The organism is Guyparkeria sp., from assembly GCF_046540515.1.
In the GTDB taxonomy this organism is placed as follows: Bacteria; Pseudomonadota; Gammaproteobacteria; order Halothiobacillales; family Halothiobacillaceae; genus Guyparkeria.
This window is the reverse complement of sequence record NZ_JBKHFB010000018.1, coordinates 22,720-36,917: the sequence shown is the minus strand read 5'-3', so window position 1 is coordinate 36,917 and position 14,198 is coordinate 22,720. Positions and strand designations below refer to the sequence as shown.

13 protein-coding genes are annotated in these 14,198 nt (G+C 67.9%); 6 read left to right on the top strand and 7 right to left on the bottom strand.

The genetic code is table 11. The features are described 5' to 3' along the window. Positions 1-906: LbtU family siderophore porin (locus tag ACLFRM_RS04005; protein WP_410754427.1), on the top strand; the 906-nt coding region annotated here is incomplete at its 5' end. Positions 907-1,094: 188 nt separating this feature from the next. Next, the gene (locus ACLFRM_RS04000; RefSeq protein WP_410754426.1) at positions 1,095-2,357 is read left to right on the top strand and encodes a cytochrome-c peroxidase; all 1,263 of its coding nucleotides are present in this window, start codon (positions 1,095-1,097) and stop codon (positions 2,355-2,357) included. Between the two features lie 384 nt (positions 2,358-2,741). Here the strand turns inward: ACLFRM_RS04000 and ACLFRM_RS03995 are convergent, their stop codons facing one another. From ACLFRM_RS03995 to ACLFRM_RS03980, 4 genes are all read right to left on the bottom strand, one after another. Then, the gene (locus tag ACLFRM_RS03995; RefSeq protein ID WP_410754425.1) at positions 2,742-3,845 is read right to left on the bottom strand and encodes an imelysin family protein; all 1,104 of its coding nucleotides are present in this window, start codon (positions 3,843-3,845) and stop codon (positions 2,742-2,744) included. Continuing rightward, positions 3,842-4,990, bottom strand: a complete 1,149-nt coding sequence (locus tag ACLFRM_RS03990; protein WP_410754424.1) for a DUF1513 domain-containing protein — start codon at positions 4,988-4,990, stop codon at positions 3,842-3,844. Before ACLFRM_RS03990 ends, ACLFRM_RS03995 begins: the two co-directional genes overlap by 4 nt. Positions 4,991-5,024: 34 nt before the next feature. Then, entirely contained in the window at positions 5,025-6,434 is a 1,410-nt protein-coding gene (locus tag ACLFRM_RS03985; protein ID WP_410754428.1) for a di-heme oxidoredictase family protein, read from the bottom strand. 397 nt (positions 6,435-6,831) lie between these two features. Continuing rightward, on the bottom strand, positions 6,832-8,286 hold the full coding sequence (locus ACLFRM_RS03980) for an imelysin family protein (RefSeq protein ID WP_410754423.1): 1,455 nt from the start codon (positions 8,284-8,286) through the stop codon (positions 6,832-6,834). 327 nt (positions 8,287-8,613) lie between these two features. On the opposite strand from ACLFRM_RS03980, the gene ACLFRM_RS03975 reads away from it, so the two are divergent. From ACLFRM_RS03975 to ACLFRM_RS03960, 4 genes are all read left to right on the top strand, one after another. Continuing rightward, positions 8,614-9,171, top strand: coding sequence for a Spy/CpxP family protein refolding chaperone (locus ACLFRM_RS03975; RefSeq protein WP_410754422.1), 558 nt, complete (start codon positions 8,614-8,616; stop codon positions 9,169-9,171). A gap of 166 nt (positions 9,172-9,337) precedes the next feature. Further along, positions 9,338-9,637, top strand: coding sequence for a hypothetical protein (locus tag ACLFRM_RS03970; protein ID WP_410754421.1), 300 nt, complete (start codon positions 9,338-9,340; stop codon positions 9,635-9,637). Continuing rightward, positions 9,619-10,212 (top strand): YiiX/YebB-like N1pC/P60 family cysteine hydrolase, encoded by a 594-nt coding sequence (locus ACLFRM_RS03965; protein ID WP_410754420.1) that lies wholly within the window; start codon positions 9,619-9,621, stop codon positions 10,210-10,212. Before ACLFRM_RS03970 ends, ACLFRM_RS03965 begins: the two co-directional genes overlap by 19 nt. Positions 10,213-10,273: 61 nt before the next feature. Then, positions 10,274-10,927 (top strand): DUF1614 domain-containing protein, encoded by a 654-nt coding sequence (locus ACLFRM_RS03960; RefSeq protein ID WP_410754419.1) that lies wholly within the window; start codon positions 10,274-10,276, stop codon positions 10,925-10,927. A gap of 176 nt (positions 10,928-11,103) precedes the next feature. Here the strand turns inward: ACLFRM_RS03960 and ACLFRM_RS03955 are convergent, their stop codons facing one another. The 3 genes from ACLFRM_RS03955 to ACLFRM_RS03945 all read right to left on the bottom strand — a co-directional run bounded on the left by ACLFRM_RS03955 (position 11,104) and on the right by ACLFRM_RS03945 (position 14,138). After that, positions 11,104-12,375, bottom strand: coding sequence for an O-acetylhomoserine aminocarboxypropyltransferase/cysteine synthase family protein (locus tag ACLFRM_RS03955; RefSeq protein ID WP_410754418.1), 1,272 nt, complete (start codon positions 12,373-12,375; stop codon positions 11,104-11,106). A 74-nt stretch (positions 12,376-12,449) separates the two neighbouring features. Continuing rightward, positions 12,450-13,082: a YrbL family protein gene (locus ACLFRM_RS03950; protein ID WP_410754417.1), complete on the bottom strand. Its 633-nt coding sequence runs from the start codon at positions 13,080-13,082 to the stop codon at positions 12,450-12,452. A 48-nt stretch (positions 13,083-13,130) separates the two neighbouring features. Then, on the bottom strand, positions 13,131-14,138 hold the full coding sequence (locus tag ACLFRM_RS03945) for a 2-hydroxyacid dehydrogenase (RefSeq protein ID WP_410754416.1): 1,008 nt from the start codon (positions 14,136-14,138) through the stop codon (positions 13,131-13,133). Positions 14,139-14,198: the final 60 nt, after the last annotated feature.

Here is a 14,198-nt window from a genome sequence, read left to right as displayed (position 1 = left end):
GCCGTCGAGGTGGAGGCCTATCACGCAAGCCCCTTCACCGGCAGCGACGAGAGCGACATCGTGTTGGCGACCGGGGCGCTCGGCCTCGAGGCGGCGATCAACGAGTGGATCACCGCCGAGATCTCGACGCTCTACGAGGAGAACGACACCCCGCTGGAGATCGACACGGCGAGCGTCATGCTCGGCGCGGAGGACAGCGTCTGGTCGGCGCGTGCCGGCCAGTTCTACGTACCGTTCGGCGTGTACGAGACCGCCATGGTCTCCGACCCGCTCACCCTTGAACTGGGCGAGACCCGCGAGACCGCGATCGCCGCGGGTATCGGCCAGGGCGGCTTCAATGCCGAGGTCTACGCCTTCAACGGTGATCTCGACGACGAGAACCAGGTGGATAACGTCGGCGCGACTGCCGGCTGGGCCGGCAACGTCGGTGAAGCCGAACTGGCACTGTCCGCCGGCTACATGAACAGCCTGGGCGAGTCCGATGGCATCGAGGGAGCCATCGAGGAAAGCACCGACGAGGTCGGCGCCTGGACCGCCAGTGCCACGCTCGGTCTCGGCGAGGCGATGCTGGTGGGCGAATACCTCACCGCCAGCGATTCCTTCCGTGCCTCCGAACTGGCCTTCGACGGCGACGGAGCCCGGCCGGCCGCCTGGAACGTCGAGGCGAGCTACGGTTTCGACCTGATCGGCCGGCCGGCCCGCGCCGGCATCGGCTACCAGGGCACCGACGAGGCCCTTGCCCTGGAACTGCCGGAAAGCCGCGTGATCGCCGCGCTCTCGGTCGAGATCTTTCCGCACACCGCACTTTCCTTCGAATATGCCGCTGACGAGGACTACGACGTGGCTGACGGCGGCACCGGCGAGTCGGCCGGCACGTTCCTGACCCAGCTGGCCGTGGTGTTCTGATCCACGGCGGGTCGAGTCGTCCGGGCCGATCCGCGCGGGTGACACTCCGAACCAGAGACCATCCCGTCCGGCGGGGTGGTCTCGTCGTTTTACGGGTCAATGGTGGCGGCGGTTTCGCCGGTCAGTCCGGCGGCTGCCGCACCGGGAACCCTTGCCCCCGGACAAGGTCCGATTAGACTCCCATGGTCATGAATTCCTACCTGCCATTACGCCCCGCCCTCGGACGCCTCAGGCTCGCCCTTCGGCTTGGGACGGCGTTGGTCGCGCTGGTCGTCGCACTGCCGTCGTCGGCATGGGCGGAACAGGATCACAAGTCCTCCTCGGCGGTCTTCGACACCCGGGTCGAACTGGGGCGGGCGCTGTTCCACGACCCCAGCCTGTCGCGCAATCGCACGCAGTCCTGTGCGACCTGCCACGAGCCGGGCGCGGGGTTCGTCGACACGCGCCGTGACGAGGCGGGCCAGCGGCGCCCGGTCTCGCTGGGTGATGACGGCGAGTCGCTGGGCGAGCGGAATGCCCCGACGCTCACCTACGCGGCCCTGTCGCCGGCCTTCGAGCTCGAGGGCGAGCGCAAGCGGGTCAACAAGCAGAAGCGTCACCGCCACTATCACGGACCGCTCGGTGGCCAGTTCCTCGACGGTCGCGCGGCGACCCTGACCGAGCAGGCCGGCGGGCCGCCGCTCAACCCGGTCGAGATGAACATGCCCAGCGAGGCGGCCGTGGTCGAGCGGCTCAGGGAGAACGAGGCCTACGTCGATTCGTTCGTGGCGCTGTTCGGCGAGGGCGTGCTGGACTCGCCCGAGCGCGGGTTCCAGGCGATGAGCGAGAGCATCGCCGCCTTCGAACGCAGCGGCGAGTTCGCCACCTTCGACTCGAAGTACGACCGGGCGCTCGAGGGTGAGGCGACCCTGAGCTTCAAGGAGAGTGCCGGCAAGTCGCTGTTCTTCTCGCAGTTCGCCAATTGCGCGATCTGCCACCAGATGCACGACAACGGTCACCCCGTGAAGAAGTTCGAGGAGCCGTTCACCGGCTACGAGTTTCACAATATCGGCGTGCCCGCGAACCCGGCAGTGGAGACCGCCGAACCCGACCCGGGGCTCTACGGCCATCCGGCAGTCGACGACCCTGCAATGCGCGGCCGGTTCAAGGTGCCCACCCTGCGCAACGTCGCCGTGACCGGCCCGTACATGCACAACGGTGTGTTCCGCGACCTGAAGACCGTGATCGAGTTCTACGATCACTTCGTCAACGAGGAGCGGTCCAACAATCCGGAAACCGGCGAGCCCTGGCGGGAGCCGGAAGTGCCCGAGACGGTTGCCGAGGACCTGCTGGCGGTCGGCGATCCGATGAGCGACTACCAGGTCGAGGCCATGGTCTGCTTCCTGCGGACCCTCACCGACGAACGCTACGAGCACCTCCTGCCCGAGGACGACCTTGGCTGCGACGAGTAGTGGCGGCCGTCCGTAGCCGTTTGCATCGCCAAGCGCTGTAACACCACAGGGGTGTCTGGTGGCCCATCCGGCGAGGCTCGCCAGCTTTCCCGCCGTGTCGATGTTGCCGATCCTCGCCGGGCCCGGGGCCGGCCCCGGGCATGGCCTTGGGCCTGCCTTCGAATCGCTGCCTGGATGCGTTACCTGGATGGCTGAGGATGGCGAACGAGCCGGTCAGCCAGAGGCACTGGCTGTTCGTGCCGATCCTCCCTTGCAAGGCAAGCTTCCCACCGATTCCTTGGCAACGTGCCCCTGGGAGCACACCCGGGGGGCCAAGGCGGCGCCAGCCGCCGTCCCCCTTTCCATCCTTTCCATCAGACATGGAGTCGAGCAGACACCCGATCGTCAGTCACCGTCGCTGAAGTTCAGACCCAGTTCCACGCCGAGCGCGTCGGGGAGTCGTTCGCGAAACAGCTTCCAGAGAAGATCGACCTGGGTGGTCAATGCCTTGCGGTCCTCGTTGGCCGCGGCACGTACGGCGCGATCCAGCGCCTTGCGGATGGCGGTGGCCGTCTCGGTGTGACCGCGGGCCTCGGCCTCGGCGAGAAGCCCGTGCTCGCCGCCGACCAATGTCTCGATTTCCTCGATCGTCGCGGTGGCGTTGTCGTAGAACCGTCCAGCCAGCCGGGCGTCCTGCATGCCCTCGAGCTTGCGTCGCTGGAGGTAGTCGAGATGGTCCTGGACGCTGACCAGCAGCACCGCCAGCGGCCTGCCCCCCTGATCGAGCTCGCCGGCTAGAAACAGCTCCCGGTAAGGCGTCTCGGTATCCTTGAAGGCGTGCGTCCAGCCGGCCTCGACGTAGCCCGCATCGTTCGCCAGTCGCTCGGTAACGCCAAGCAGGTAGTCGCACTTGCGCGGGTGATCGTGGAAGTCCTCGACCACCGCCTCGGCTGCCTGCGGGTGGCCGTCGGCGGTCGACTCGAACAGCAGGATCTCGACCGGCAGCAGTCCCGTCTGATCGTGACGCAGTGCGTCGAAGTGGGCGGTATCCAGCGTGCCGTCCGCAGCGAGCTGGCGCTCGATCTCGTGGCGCACCTTGGCGCTGTAGTCGATGCCGCGCTGGCGCATGGATTCGATGGAGTGGATCTTCGGCGCAAAGATGTCGTCGTTGAGCGGGCCGAAGTTGTAGATCACGGCGCGGTTCCACCGGGCCGACGCCTCGTTCCAGGCCGAGCGCGCGTCTTCGAGCGTGTCCGTCACGGGGTGCTCGCAGAACGCCTCGCTCGCCTGGTCGAGTGCCTGCGCCGAATCGGCGAAGGCCTCGATGCTCGGCACGATCGTGTCGTTCACGCGGCTCTCCAGGGCGAAGTCGAGCGCCTCGGGGGTACCGGCAGGCGGGGCGTGGACCTGCTCGGCCCTGTCGCAGCCGGCGAGCCCAACGGGCAGGGTGATGGCAATGGCGAGGCTTAGCCGGGTCAGGGCGCGGGTGGCGGTCTGTTGCGTGTTCATGCGGTCACCGTGATCAGGTGGTTGTCCCAGTGGGCGTTCTCGAAGTGCCGGCGGGCATCGCGATCTTCGGCCAGCGTGCGCGCATCGAGTTCGTGCATGTCGCCGAAGGAATTGGAGAGGATGAAGCGTGCGTGGTCGGCGCTGGTCGCGATCCCGCAGACGTCCCGCAGGCGATGGTGGCCGGCGAACTCGCCGGAATCGACATGCCAGAAGGCAGCCAGATCGCCGCGCGGGCTGGTGAAGCCCGCCAGCCGGGAGACCCGGCTGATCGCCACGCTGCCCATGTAGTCGTTCATTGCCGTGAGCACCTCGGGTGGCCGGTCGAGCGGCCGGAACGCCTCCCCGCGACGGTGCAGGGCGCCCAGCGGCACCAGTCGGTCATGGTCCATCGCCTGGCGCTGCAACTGCGTGGCGACCGCCACCGTGCCGTCCTCGGCCACGTCGAGGTGGCGAATGCTCGCCTTGGGTTCCTCGAGGCGGACCTGCTCCTCGATACGGCCCGTGGCGGTATCGAGGTAGACCAGGCTGGAGTCCATCTCGTCGAGGTTGAGCTTTTCTCGGCCCGGTGCGACGGGGAAGTCGATCCCCGCTTCGGGGCCGTCGCTGCGCGAGCCGGTGAGAATCCCGCCATTGGCGACCACCAGCGTCCGCTTGTCGGGCATGAGTGCCAGATCGTGCGGACCGATACCGCCGGTGGGCATCTCGTCGAGGCGCTGGTACGTTTCCGCGTCCCAGATGCCCACCCGTCCCTGGCCGTCGGCATTGACGATCTCGCTGGTGAACAGTGTCCGACCATCGGCACTGAAGCAGCCGTGTCCGGAGAAGCTGTGCCCGCCCGGCGCGGAGAAGCGCCTGACCGGCCGCCAGTCGACGAAGTCCGCCTCGATGCACTCGGTGCCGGGGCGACGGGCGAACATCAGCACCGAGTGTCGCCGGACCGGATGCTGGGCCAGGTCGTGACCGCGAAAGCCGGCGGCGATCGAGCGCATGGCGTTGCCGTCGCTGCCGGAGAGCGCGAAGCGGTCCGCCCCGCCCTCGGCGGCCAGTTGCCACTCCGCGGTGGCTGCCGCCTGGCGGTAGGCGAGGATGCTTCCCGGGGCAACGCCGGCGGCGGCCAGCAGGGCGATGAACTGTCGTCGTTTCATGGTTGAGTACCTCGGATCCGGTGCGCCGCAGAGGTCACAGCGAGCGCACGAAGGCCTCGAGCGCGTCGCGCTCCTCGGGCGTGAGATGGACGTAACGTGCCCTGGCGTTCCCGGCCTCACCGCCATGCCAGAGAATGGCTTCCTCCACCGAGCGGGCGCGGCCGTCGTGGAGCAGGTTGCGGCTGCCGTTGATCGCGCGACTCAGGCCCAGCCCCCACAGCGGGGCGGTCCGCCATTCCGAGGGTCCGGCCTCGAAGGCCGGGCGGCCGTCGGCGAGTGCCTCGCCCATGTCATGGATCAACAGGTCCGAGTAGGGCCAGATGGTCTGCGCCGACAGGGCCGGGAAGCGCTCGTCCTCCATGGTGCGGAACGACGGCCGGTGACAGTCGGCGCAGCCGGTCTGGTGAAACAGCTCGCGGCCGCGCCGCACCACCGGGTGGTCGGGCTTGCGCCGTTCGGGCACGCCGATGTGGCGGGTGTAGTGGTCGACCAGCAGCTCAAAACGACGCTCCGGCACCTCGAGCCCGTCCTCGTCGGCGCCGTCGACCGCCTGCCGGCAGGCGAGCTGCGCCGGACTGCAGGGCTGTTCCGGGAAGACCGGGTTGCTCAGGCCCAGGTCCTGCTGCAGCGCCACGCCCACCTGCTCGCGCAGGCTGGCGCGGTCGGCCTTCCAGCCGAAGCGCCCGACGACCCGTTCGCCGGACTCCGGGTCGATCACGCGGTTGACCCGCCCCGAGATGCCGTCGCCGTCACGATCGTCGGGATCGGCGAGGGCAGCGATGTCGGCCGGGTCGACCAGGCTCAAAAGTCCGGTGCCATGCAGCGCCGGGGCGTTGCGCAGGCTGGTCATCACATCCGGGTGCATGGGGCCGTAGCCGAGGTTCTGCAATTCCATCCGGGGGCGGCGCAGTTCCGCCGACTCGCCGTCCGGATAGGTGAAGGGAACACTTTCCCATCGTATCGCGATGCGGCCTTCGCCCACCAGCTTGCCGGCATCGCCACCTTGGGCGCTGCCGAAACGGTCGGCCAGCCCGATGCCGCGTGCCTGTAGCTGCTCGCCATAGGTAGGCTCCGGCACGGGCAGGCCATTGTCCGACGGCACGCTCAGCAACACGATGCCGTGGGGCAGGGTGCCCTTCTCACCCTCGGGCACCACGCCCCGGCCACCGTTGACGTGGCAGGTCAGGCAGGTGCGGGCGTTGTACAGCGGGCCGAGACCGTCGCGCGCGTCGGTCGCGGTGGGCGCGATCACCCACGGCTGGCGGGCGAGTGCCTTGCCGGCGTGGAAGTGTGCAACCTCCTCGCTGTCGAGGTTGGCTGCCGGCAAGGTCGAAGAGGGGGTCGGATCGAACGTCACGGTGGCCGCGCCACCCGGTCGGCGTTCGTCCGGCGAAAGGGGGGGCACGGTGTCGGCTGCCCACGAAGGGCCTGCCGCCAGGTACATTGCCATCACAAGACAACCCGCCAGCGGCGGGTTGGTTCGATGAAACGATGATCGCTTGGAAAACTCTGCACGATTCGATGACGTCTCTGCGGGACCTCCAAGGGCCCAGCTGCAAGGCGCAGTCCGCCGTGAAGGGCCGTCGCCCTTTACAAGGGCTGCAACGCCGCAGATGGGCCCTTGGAGGCCCGCCCGGACGGGGCTCGCGGGTTTGTCCGCACTCGTCGTTGCCGTCCCTCGACGGGCAGCGAGCCCGTCTTCGGTCCGGCGCCTCGATTGCGAACAAACCTGCGAGCCAGAGATGCCATCGAATCGTGCAGAGTTTCCCTTGGTCATCATCTGTCGTATCGGTCCACGTGGACCCGGGCGCTCACGCCCGGGCAGCAGCCGGCGGAGGCGATCACTCGCACTCGGCTACCGGGTTGGTGGTGTCGCAGGCCGAGGCCTCCGGGTCGACGACCTGCTCCATGGTACCGAGGTCCAGCGTGCTCGCGATCTGTGCGATCTGGGTCGCCTGCGCGTTGAGCGAGAGGATGGTCTCCTTGACCGGCTGGGCGCGCTCGGCACCGATGTCCTCGATCAGCACGTCGAACGGCTGGCCTTCGCGGGCGAGGCGGTCGATCTCGCTGTAGCCTTCGGCGGTGCGGGCCAGTGCGTCGCTGACCGAATCGGCGACGTCGCCGTGGCCGTGATCGCGCAGGTAGTTCTCGATGCCGTACCCGCTGACCGCGCGGTTGTCGACGTCGTCGGTGCCGTCGAGATCGCTGTCGTAGCCTGCGTATTCGCCGAAGAAGCTGTTGGCGATGCCTTCGGCGTTCAGGGCGATGTCACGATGCGTGTTGTCCGAGAAGCAGGAGTGCTCATCTTCCTGCGAGTTGACCGAGAGGGCGATCTGCATGCGCTCACCGGCGAGCTCGCCTTCCGACAGGGTGCCCATGCCGGTAAGGATCTCGAGCAGGCGCTCGTTGCCCTCGTTCATGTCGGCCGGCTGGGTGAAGGCGTGGTAGTAGTTGTCCTCTCCCTTCGGGTCCCACTGGTCCCGCACGCCGGTCAGGTCGGCGATCAGTTTGTCGGCGACCAGCTTGAGGTACTCCCCGCGGCGCTCGCAGACGACTGCGTCGGCGGCTTGCTCGCCGCTGGTGCAGTTGGCCGGATCGAAGTCGGTCACCGGGCGCTGGCCGCCGTGGGCCAGGTTGGGGGCGCCGTGGGTCTTGACCGCCTTGGCGCGGTCGTCGCGGTTGGTGACCTCGTGCTCGTCGTTGAGATCCTGGCCCCAGAGGAGAAACTCGGCCGCGTGGTAGCCGGAGAGGACGTCACGCTCGTCCTCGGCGGTGACGGTCTTCTCCAGCAGGTCGCTATCGATCGCGATGTCGGTCGCCGCGATCAGGTTGTTCGGCGGGATCGGCTTTTCCACGCCGGTCTCGTGATTGGTCACGCCCACCTCGGCCGGGGTGAAGTCGCCACCGGTCTCGACGTAGTCGATCAGGGCCTCGCCCAGCGGCCAGGCGTTGACCGCGCCTTCCGGACCGTCCTCGGCCGCGTCGGTGGTCGGGTCGTCGTCGATCGGCGAGCTACGGAAGCGATAGACCTCGGACTGGCCGTACGGCTCGCGGGCCACCAGCCAGGCCTCACGGGCGGCCTGGAGGTTCTCCTCGGTCGGGGACTCGATCAGGCGATCGATGGCGGCCCGCAGGTCCTCGGCGGTGTCCACCGAGTCGGCATACAGGGCATGCGCGATGTCGGCGTTCGTCGTAAGGACCTTCTTCAGGTCCGCCATCTGGTCGGCCAGAACGGGTTGGGCGAACAGGCCACAGGCGCCGAGCGCGGCGACAATCGGGGTCAATCGACGAGTCATGGGGTCAGGATCTCCTTTTGCTGAAGGTATTGGGTGGCCATCGTGCGAGGAAAGGAAACTAATTGCAAACGCGAATGATTGTCAACACAATGTAGCGATGACCGTGGCGATGCACCACCTCAGCGTTCCCATCCCGGTTCACTGGCGGTGGCGGCGCGGCGCGCCGTGTGCGCGGCGTGCGTATCAGTTCGTCGCCCCATGCCGGTACAGGAAGCGCCGACAATCTGTTACGCCACCTGTTACGCCACGGAAGCGCAGGCAACGCCTCGAACTGCTTTAATCGGCCCTGTATCGCCCCGACATGCCAACCATTAACGGAGCAAAGCCATGAAACCGATCACCCAGGCCACCACCGCCATCCTCACCGCGTCCCTGCTGGCGTTCTCCGGCGTCGCCGTCGCCTCGCCTGGCCAGTGCGCCCATCACGGCAAAGCCGGTCCCCATGCCGGTCAGCAGGGGGAGCGACACGGAGGTGGACACGCGCATGACGGCAGCGAGCGCCACGAGCGCATGGCCGAGCTGCTCGGCCTCGACGCGTCCCAGCGCGAGGCCTTCGACGAGCTACGCGAGAGCCACCAGGCCCAGCGCGAACAACGCCACGAGCAAAAGCGCGAGATGCGCCGCGAGATGCTCGGTGCGAGTGCGCCGGACCAGATGCGTCTGAAGGCGGAACACATGCGCGCGGCGGCCGAGCGCATGGAGGAGCGAGCCGAGACGATGGACGCGTTCTACCAGACCCTCGACGAGAACCAGCGGCGCATGGTCGACCGGCTCAAGGGCTCCGGCATGTACGGCATGAAGCACGGCGGCAAGGGCGGTCATGACGATGGCCACCATCACGGCCACCGGATGGGCAAGGCCGGCGGGAGCTGCCAGGGCCACTGAACTTCCTGTCCCCGTGGACAGGGCAGGAAGCTGACTCTACCCCCGGATCCCGTTCCGGGGGTCTTTGGTGGAGGCCTTGTCGCGGTCCGGGCTGCCACGGGCGGCATGCTCGGGTTAAACTGCCCCAGCCATTTCCAAGAACAGGAACCCGCAGGACATGATGAAAATGACAGGGAAGGTCGTGGGGCTGAACGCACTGGCCGTTGCCTTGAGCTTGGCCTTGAGCGGTTGTTCGAGCCCCCGGGGCGACTTCGAGGTCGTATGCGAGAAGAATTCCGGCGATGCCGAAGGGTGCGCCTGCATGGCCGAGCGGCTGGACAAGAATCTCAGCGAGGAGCAGTTCGGCGAACTGGTCGATCTGATGCGTGACGAGGATGCCTCGCTCGAGGAGGTGGGCACGCGCCTGAACGAGAACACGTTCCAGGAGTTGATGGTCGCCGCCAAGCAGTGCGAAACGAGTCCCTGACACTTCCCGTCCTCGCGCTGCTCGTCCTCCTTGCGGCACCGCCGCTCCAGGCGCGAGACGCCCCCCAGGCGTCGCCCGATCTCGATTCCCTTCAGACCGGGGACATCGTGCTCACCGGCAACGACAGCGCCTGGGCCTTTCTCGCCCGGCGTTTCGCCGAGCGCGACCCGCGTTGGAGCCACGTCGGCATCCTCGTGCGTGACGACGAGGGACTGGGCGTGGTGCACATGGACGGCTCGCCGCTCGGCGGTCACATCCGGCTCGACTCCTTCGCGCGCTTCACCGAGGATGCCCGCTACCACCGACTGCTGCGCCCGTCATTGACTGCCGAGCAGCGCCGGCGGCTTGATGCGTGGCTCGACGGGCACCTGGCCCGCAACACCGCGTTCGATACGCGCTTTCGCCTCGACGAGCGCCCGGCGATGTACTGTTCGGAACTGGTCTGGCGAGGTTTCGAGCGGCTCGGGGCCTTGCCGTCGGGCAGCGAATTGCCCACGGTAGGCGGGCGATCCTTCGTGCCGGTCGACCGATTGATCGAGCTGGATGCCGCCGGCCGATCGGCATCAGTACGCTGATCCCCGACCCCACCGGGTGCCCCGTCGGCGCCTGGTCTCGCTGAACGGAGGCGACGCGACGATGCCCAACCCCGGTTTCCTGCTGGCGATTCTCGGCCTGGTGGTGCTGTTCACCCTGGTCCAGATCGGGGCGTTGCAGATCGCCTTCGAGAAGCTTGGCCTGGCCCCCGAATCGGGCATGACGCTGCTGTTCGTCTCCCTGATGGGCAGCCTCGTCAACGTGCCCCTGTTTCGCATGCAGGCCGAAGAGCCCGACCAGCCGATCCCCGAGCCGATCCGGCGCATTCTCGCCCAGCGCCAGCAACCCTTCGAGGGCATCACCACCGTCGCGGTGAACCTGGGCGGCTGCTTGTTGCCGGTCACCTTCGCTGCCTACCTGATACTCAATGCCGGTGCCCCGGTGGGCAACTACCTGCTGACCATCGTTCTCGTCTCGGCAGTCGCCTACGTTGCCAGCCGTCCGATACCGGGGCTGGGCATCGGCATGCCCATCCTGGTCGCGCCACTGGCCGCGGCGGGCTTCGGTCTGCTGATCGACCCGGAGCACAGTGCCGCGCTGGCCTACGTGGGCGGCACGCTCGGCGTGCTGATCGGGGCGGACCTGCTGCGCCTCAGGGACGTGCGCAAGCTCGGCTCGCCGGTTGCCTCCATCGGCGGGGCGGGCACCTTCGACGGCATCTTCGTCACCGGCATTATCGCGGTGCTGCTGGCCTGAGGTTTCCGTCATCACGACATTCGAGCGGTGGCGCCGTAAGAGCGAGTCTCGCTCGCGAAACGCGCCACCGGCGCGTGTCCCGGCTCGGCTAACTTGCTGAAGGTGAGCTTGTCGGCAATTCGTTTGCCGGGACAGCCGCTGGCGCGGCCTTCGCGGGCAAGGCCCGCTCCCCCATCTCAGCGAGCGGCCTTGAGTGCCTGGTCGAGGTCCTCGATCAGGTCCTCGACGTGCTCGATGCCGATCGACAGGCGCACCATGTCCGGCGGGACCCCCGCGGCGCGCAGTTCCTCGTCGTTGAGCTGGCGGTGGGTGGTCGAGGCGGGAATCGCCGCGCAGCTCTTGGCATCGCCGATATTGACCAGTCGCAGTATGAGGTTCAGTGCGTCGTAGAACTTCACCCCCGCCTCGCGGCCGCCCTTGAGGCCGAAGCTGAGTATCCCGGAGGCACGGCCGTCCATGTACTTCTGCGCCAGGCGATGATCCTTGTGCTCGGCCAGGCCGGCGTACTGCACCCAGCCGACCTGCGGATGGCCCTCGAGGAATTCGGCGATCTCCTGGGTGTTCTCGCAGATGCGTTCCATGCGCAGCGAGAGGGTCTCCAGCCCCTGCAACAGGTTCCAGGCCGACTGGGCCGACAGGGCCGCGCCGGTGTTGCGCAGCGGCACCACGCGGGCGCGGGTGATGAAGGCCGCCTCGCCGACGTCGTTGGTGTAGCTGACACCGTGGTAGGACGGGTCGGGCTCGATCAGCAGCGAGAAGCGCTCCGGGTACGCGGCCCAGTCGAAGCGCCCCGAGTCGACGATCACCCCGCCGAGCGTGGTGCCGTGCCCGCCGATGTACTTGGTGGCCGAGTGGATGACGATGTCCGCACCGTAGTCGATGGGCTTGAGGAGAAACGGCGTCCCGACGGTGTTGTCGACCATCAGCGGCAGGCCGTGGCGGTGCGCGATGTCCGCCAGGCGCTCGATGTCGGCGATGCTGCCCGACGGGTTGCCGATCGACTCGCAGTAGATCGCGCGGGTGTGCCCGTCGATCGCCGCCTCGATGCCGGCGAAGTCGTCCTTGTCCTGCATCCGCACCTCGATGCCCTGCCGTGGCAGGGTGTGGGCGAACAGGTTGTAGGTGCCGCCGTAGAGTTCGCTGATCGAGATGATGTTGTCGCCGGCCTGGGCGATGGTCTGGATCGCGTAGGTGATCGCCGCCATGCCGGTGGCCGTGGCCAGCGCGCCCACGCCGCCGTCGAGCGCGGCCATGCGTGCCTCGAGCACCCCGCAGGTGGGGTTCATGATCCGGGAATAGATGTTTCCCTGGACCTTGAGGTCGAACAGGTCGGCGGCGTGCTGGGCATCGTCGAAGCTGTACGAGGTGGTCTGGTGGATCGGCACGGCGACGGCGTGCTGGTCGTCCGGCTGGTAGCCGGCGTGCAGGGCGATGGTTTCGGGGCGCATGGTTTCCTCCATGGGTTGTCAGCTCGGAGACTGGCGGCGAGTCGAGGCGGGCGACTGTCCGGTGCGTTGCCGGCTCAGTCGGCGTCTTGCAACGCCTCGATCGCCTCGCGCAGTTGGCGGATCTTCTTTCGCTTGTAGAGGCGGTTGAGCCAGGGGCTGACCGCGCGGATCGGGATGCCGGCGCGATCGCCCAGTCCGTCGATCATGACGAAGTGCCCGTCATGGTGCCAGGCGAGGTTGTCGGCGGACAGGTCGTTGATCAGCACGTTCGAGTCGAGGGCCCAGTCGAAAAATTCCTCGAGTGCATCCCGCTCGCGCGGGCCGAAGCGCCCGGTCTCCACCAGGTCGCACAGCGTGGGGGCGAGATCACCGTTCTCGTCGAGTACCGCCTCGACCAGCAGGGCCGCGCCCAGGTCGGTGTCGACCACGCCGAGGATGTTCTGCATGTGCGGGCAGGGAGCCAGCCGGCCCGGGTGGAGGGCCCGGACCACCAGGTGCTCGATCATCTCGCGGGCGAAGGCGCGGTGATGCCCGATGCGGCGGCGCTTCTGGTAGAAGCGATCCCGCTCGTCCCGGCGTTCGATAAAGCGCGGGTTGACCACCTTGGCCAGCACGCGCGGGTCGTCCGGGTGGCGGAAGACGAGTTTCTGCGCCCCCTGGCCGACGGGGTCGAGGGCGGCGAGTTCGAGCGGTTTGATCAGGTCCATGGGGGCTCGGGGCAAAGCGGTAGATTGTAGCGCGCCGGCCGTGGCGGCTCAGTCGGCCTGTTCCTCGGCGGGGGTTATCTCGCGCTCGCAGGCCATGCCGGTCTCGATGCAGGTCAGGTTCTGCAAGGTCTGGCTCGCGATCTGATCGAGCGCCTGCCGGGTCAGGAAGGCCTGGTGGCCGGTGATCACCACGTTGTGAAAGCCCAGCAGGCGGGCGAACAGGTCGTCGGTGAGGATCTCGTCACTGCGGTCCTCGAAGAACAGCGGCCCCTCGTGCTCGTAGACGTCCAGGCCCAGGCCGCCGATCCGGCCGGACTTCAGGCCGTCGATCACCGCCTCGGTATCGATGACCGCCCCGCGGGCGGTGTTGACGATCACCACGCCGGGTTTCATCCGCGCGATCGCGGCCGCATCGATCAGGTGGTGGCTGTCCTCGGTCAGCGGGCAGTGCAGGCTGATCGCGTCGGCCTGCTCGAACAGCGTCTCGCGGGAGACGTATTCCACGCCCATCGCCTCGCAGTCGGGGTTGGGGTAGGGATCGTGGGCGATCACCCGCGCGCCGAAGCCGGCCTTGAGGATGCGGGCGAACACCGCCCCGATCTTGCCCGTGCCGATCACGCCGACCGTCTTGCCGACCACGTCGAAGCCGGCCAGGCCGTGCAGGGCGTAGTTGCCCATCCGCACCCGCGCGGTCGCCCGCGGGATCTGCCGGTTGACGGCCATCAGCAGGGCGACGGCGTGCTCGGCGACCGCGTTGGGCGAGTAGGCCGGCACGTGGACCACCCGCATGCCGGTCTCGGCGGCCGCGTCGAAATCGACGTGGTTGCAACCGGCGCAGCGCAGGGCGAGCACCTCGGTGCCGCCCGCGGCCAGCGCCCGGATCACCGGCGCGGCAAGCACGTCGTTGGCGAAGGCGCACACGGCCGGGTAGCCCTTCGCCAGATGGACCGTGTCCTCGGTCAGGCGCTGGGGAAAGAAGTCGATCTCGTGGTCGTGATCGTCGGTCGCGAAGGAGTCGCGGTCGTACGGCTTGGTGGAAAAGAAAGCGACTTTCATCTCCGTGCTCCCTGGCAAAGTACGTAAGGTCGGGGTGATCGGCATCGAGGCGGCTCGAGA

Bases quoted from the DNA above. Each gene is read 5' to 3' on its own strand.
- ACLFRM_RS04000 (WP_410754426.1), top strand. From the start codon at position 1,095: ATGAATTCCTACCTGCCATTACGCCCCGCCCTCGGACGCCTCAGGCTC.
- ACLFRM_RS03995 (WP_410754425.1), bottom strand. From the start codon at position 3,845: ATGAACACGCAACAGACCGCCACCCGCGCCCTGACCCGGCTAAGCCTC.
- ACLFRM_RS03990 (WP_410754424.1), bottom strand. From the start codon at position 4,990: ATGAAACGACGACAGTTCATCGCCCTGCTGGCCGCCGCCGGCGTTGCC.
- ACLFRM_RS03985 (WP_410754428.1), bottom strand. From the start codon at position 6,434: ATGTACCTGGCGGCAGGCCCTTCGTGGGCAGCCGACACCGTGCCCCCC.
- ACLFRM_RS03980 (WP_410754423.1), bottom strand. From the start codon at position 8,286: ATGACTCGTCGATTGACCCCGATTGTCGCCGCGCTCGGCGCCTGTGGC.
- ACLFRM_RS03975 (WP_410754422.1), top strand. From the start codon at position 8,614: ATGAAACCGATCACCCAGGCCACCACCGCCATCCTCACCGCGTCCCTG.
- ACLFRM_RS03970 (WP_410754421.1), top strand. From the start codon at position 9,338: ATGACAGGGAAGGTCGTGGGGCTGAACGCACTGGCCGTTGCCTTGAGC.
- ACLFRM_RS03960 (WP_410754419.1), top strand. From the start codon at position 10,274: ATGCCCAACCCCGGTTTCCTGCTGGCGATTCTCGGCCTGGTGGTGCTG.
- ACLFRM_RS03955 (WP_410754418.1), bottom strand. From the start codon at position 12,375: ATGCGCCCCGAAACCATCGCCCTGCACGCCGGCTACCAGCCGGACGAC.
- ACLFRM_RS03950 (WP_410754417.1), bottom strand. From the start codon at position 13,082: ATGGACCTGATCAAACCGCTCGAACTCGCCGCCCTCGACCCCGTCGGC.
- ACLFRM_RS03945 (WP_410754416.1), bottom strand. From the start codon at position 14,138: ATGAAAGTCGCTTTCTTTTCCACCAAGCCGTACGACCGCGACTCCTTC.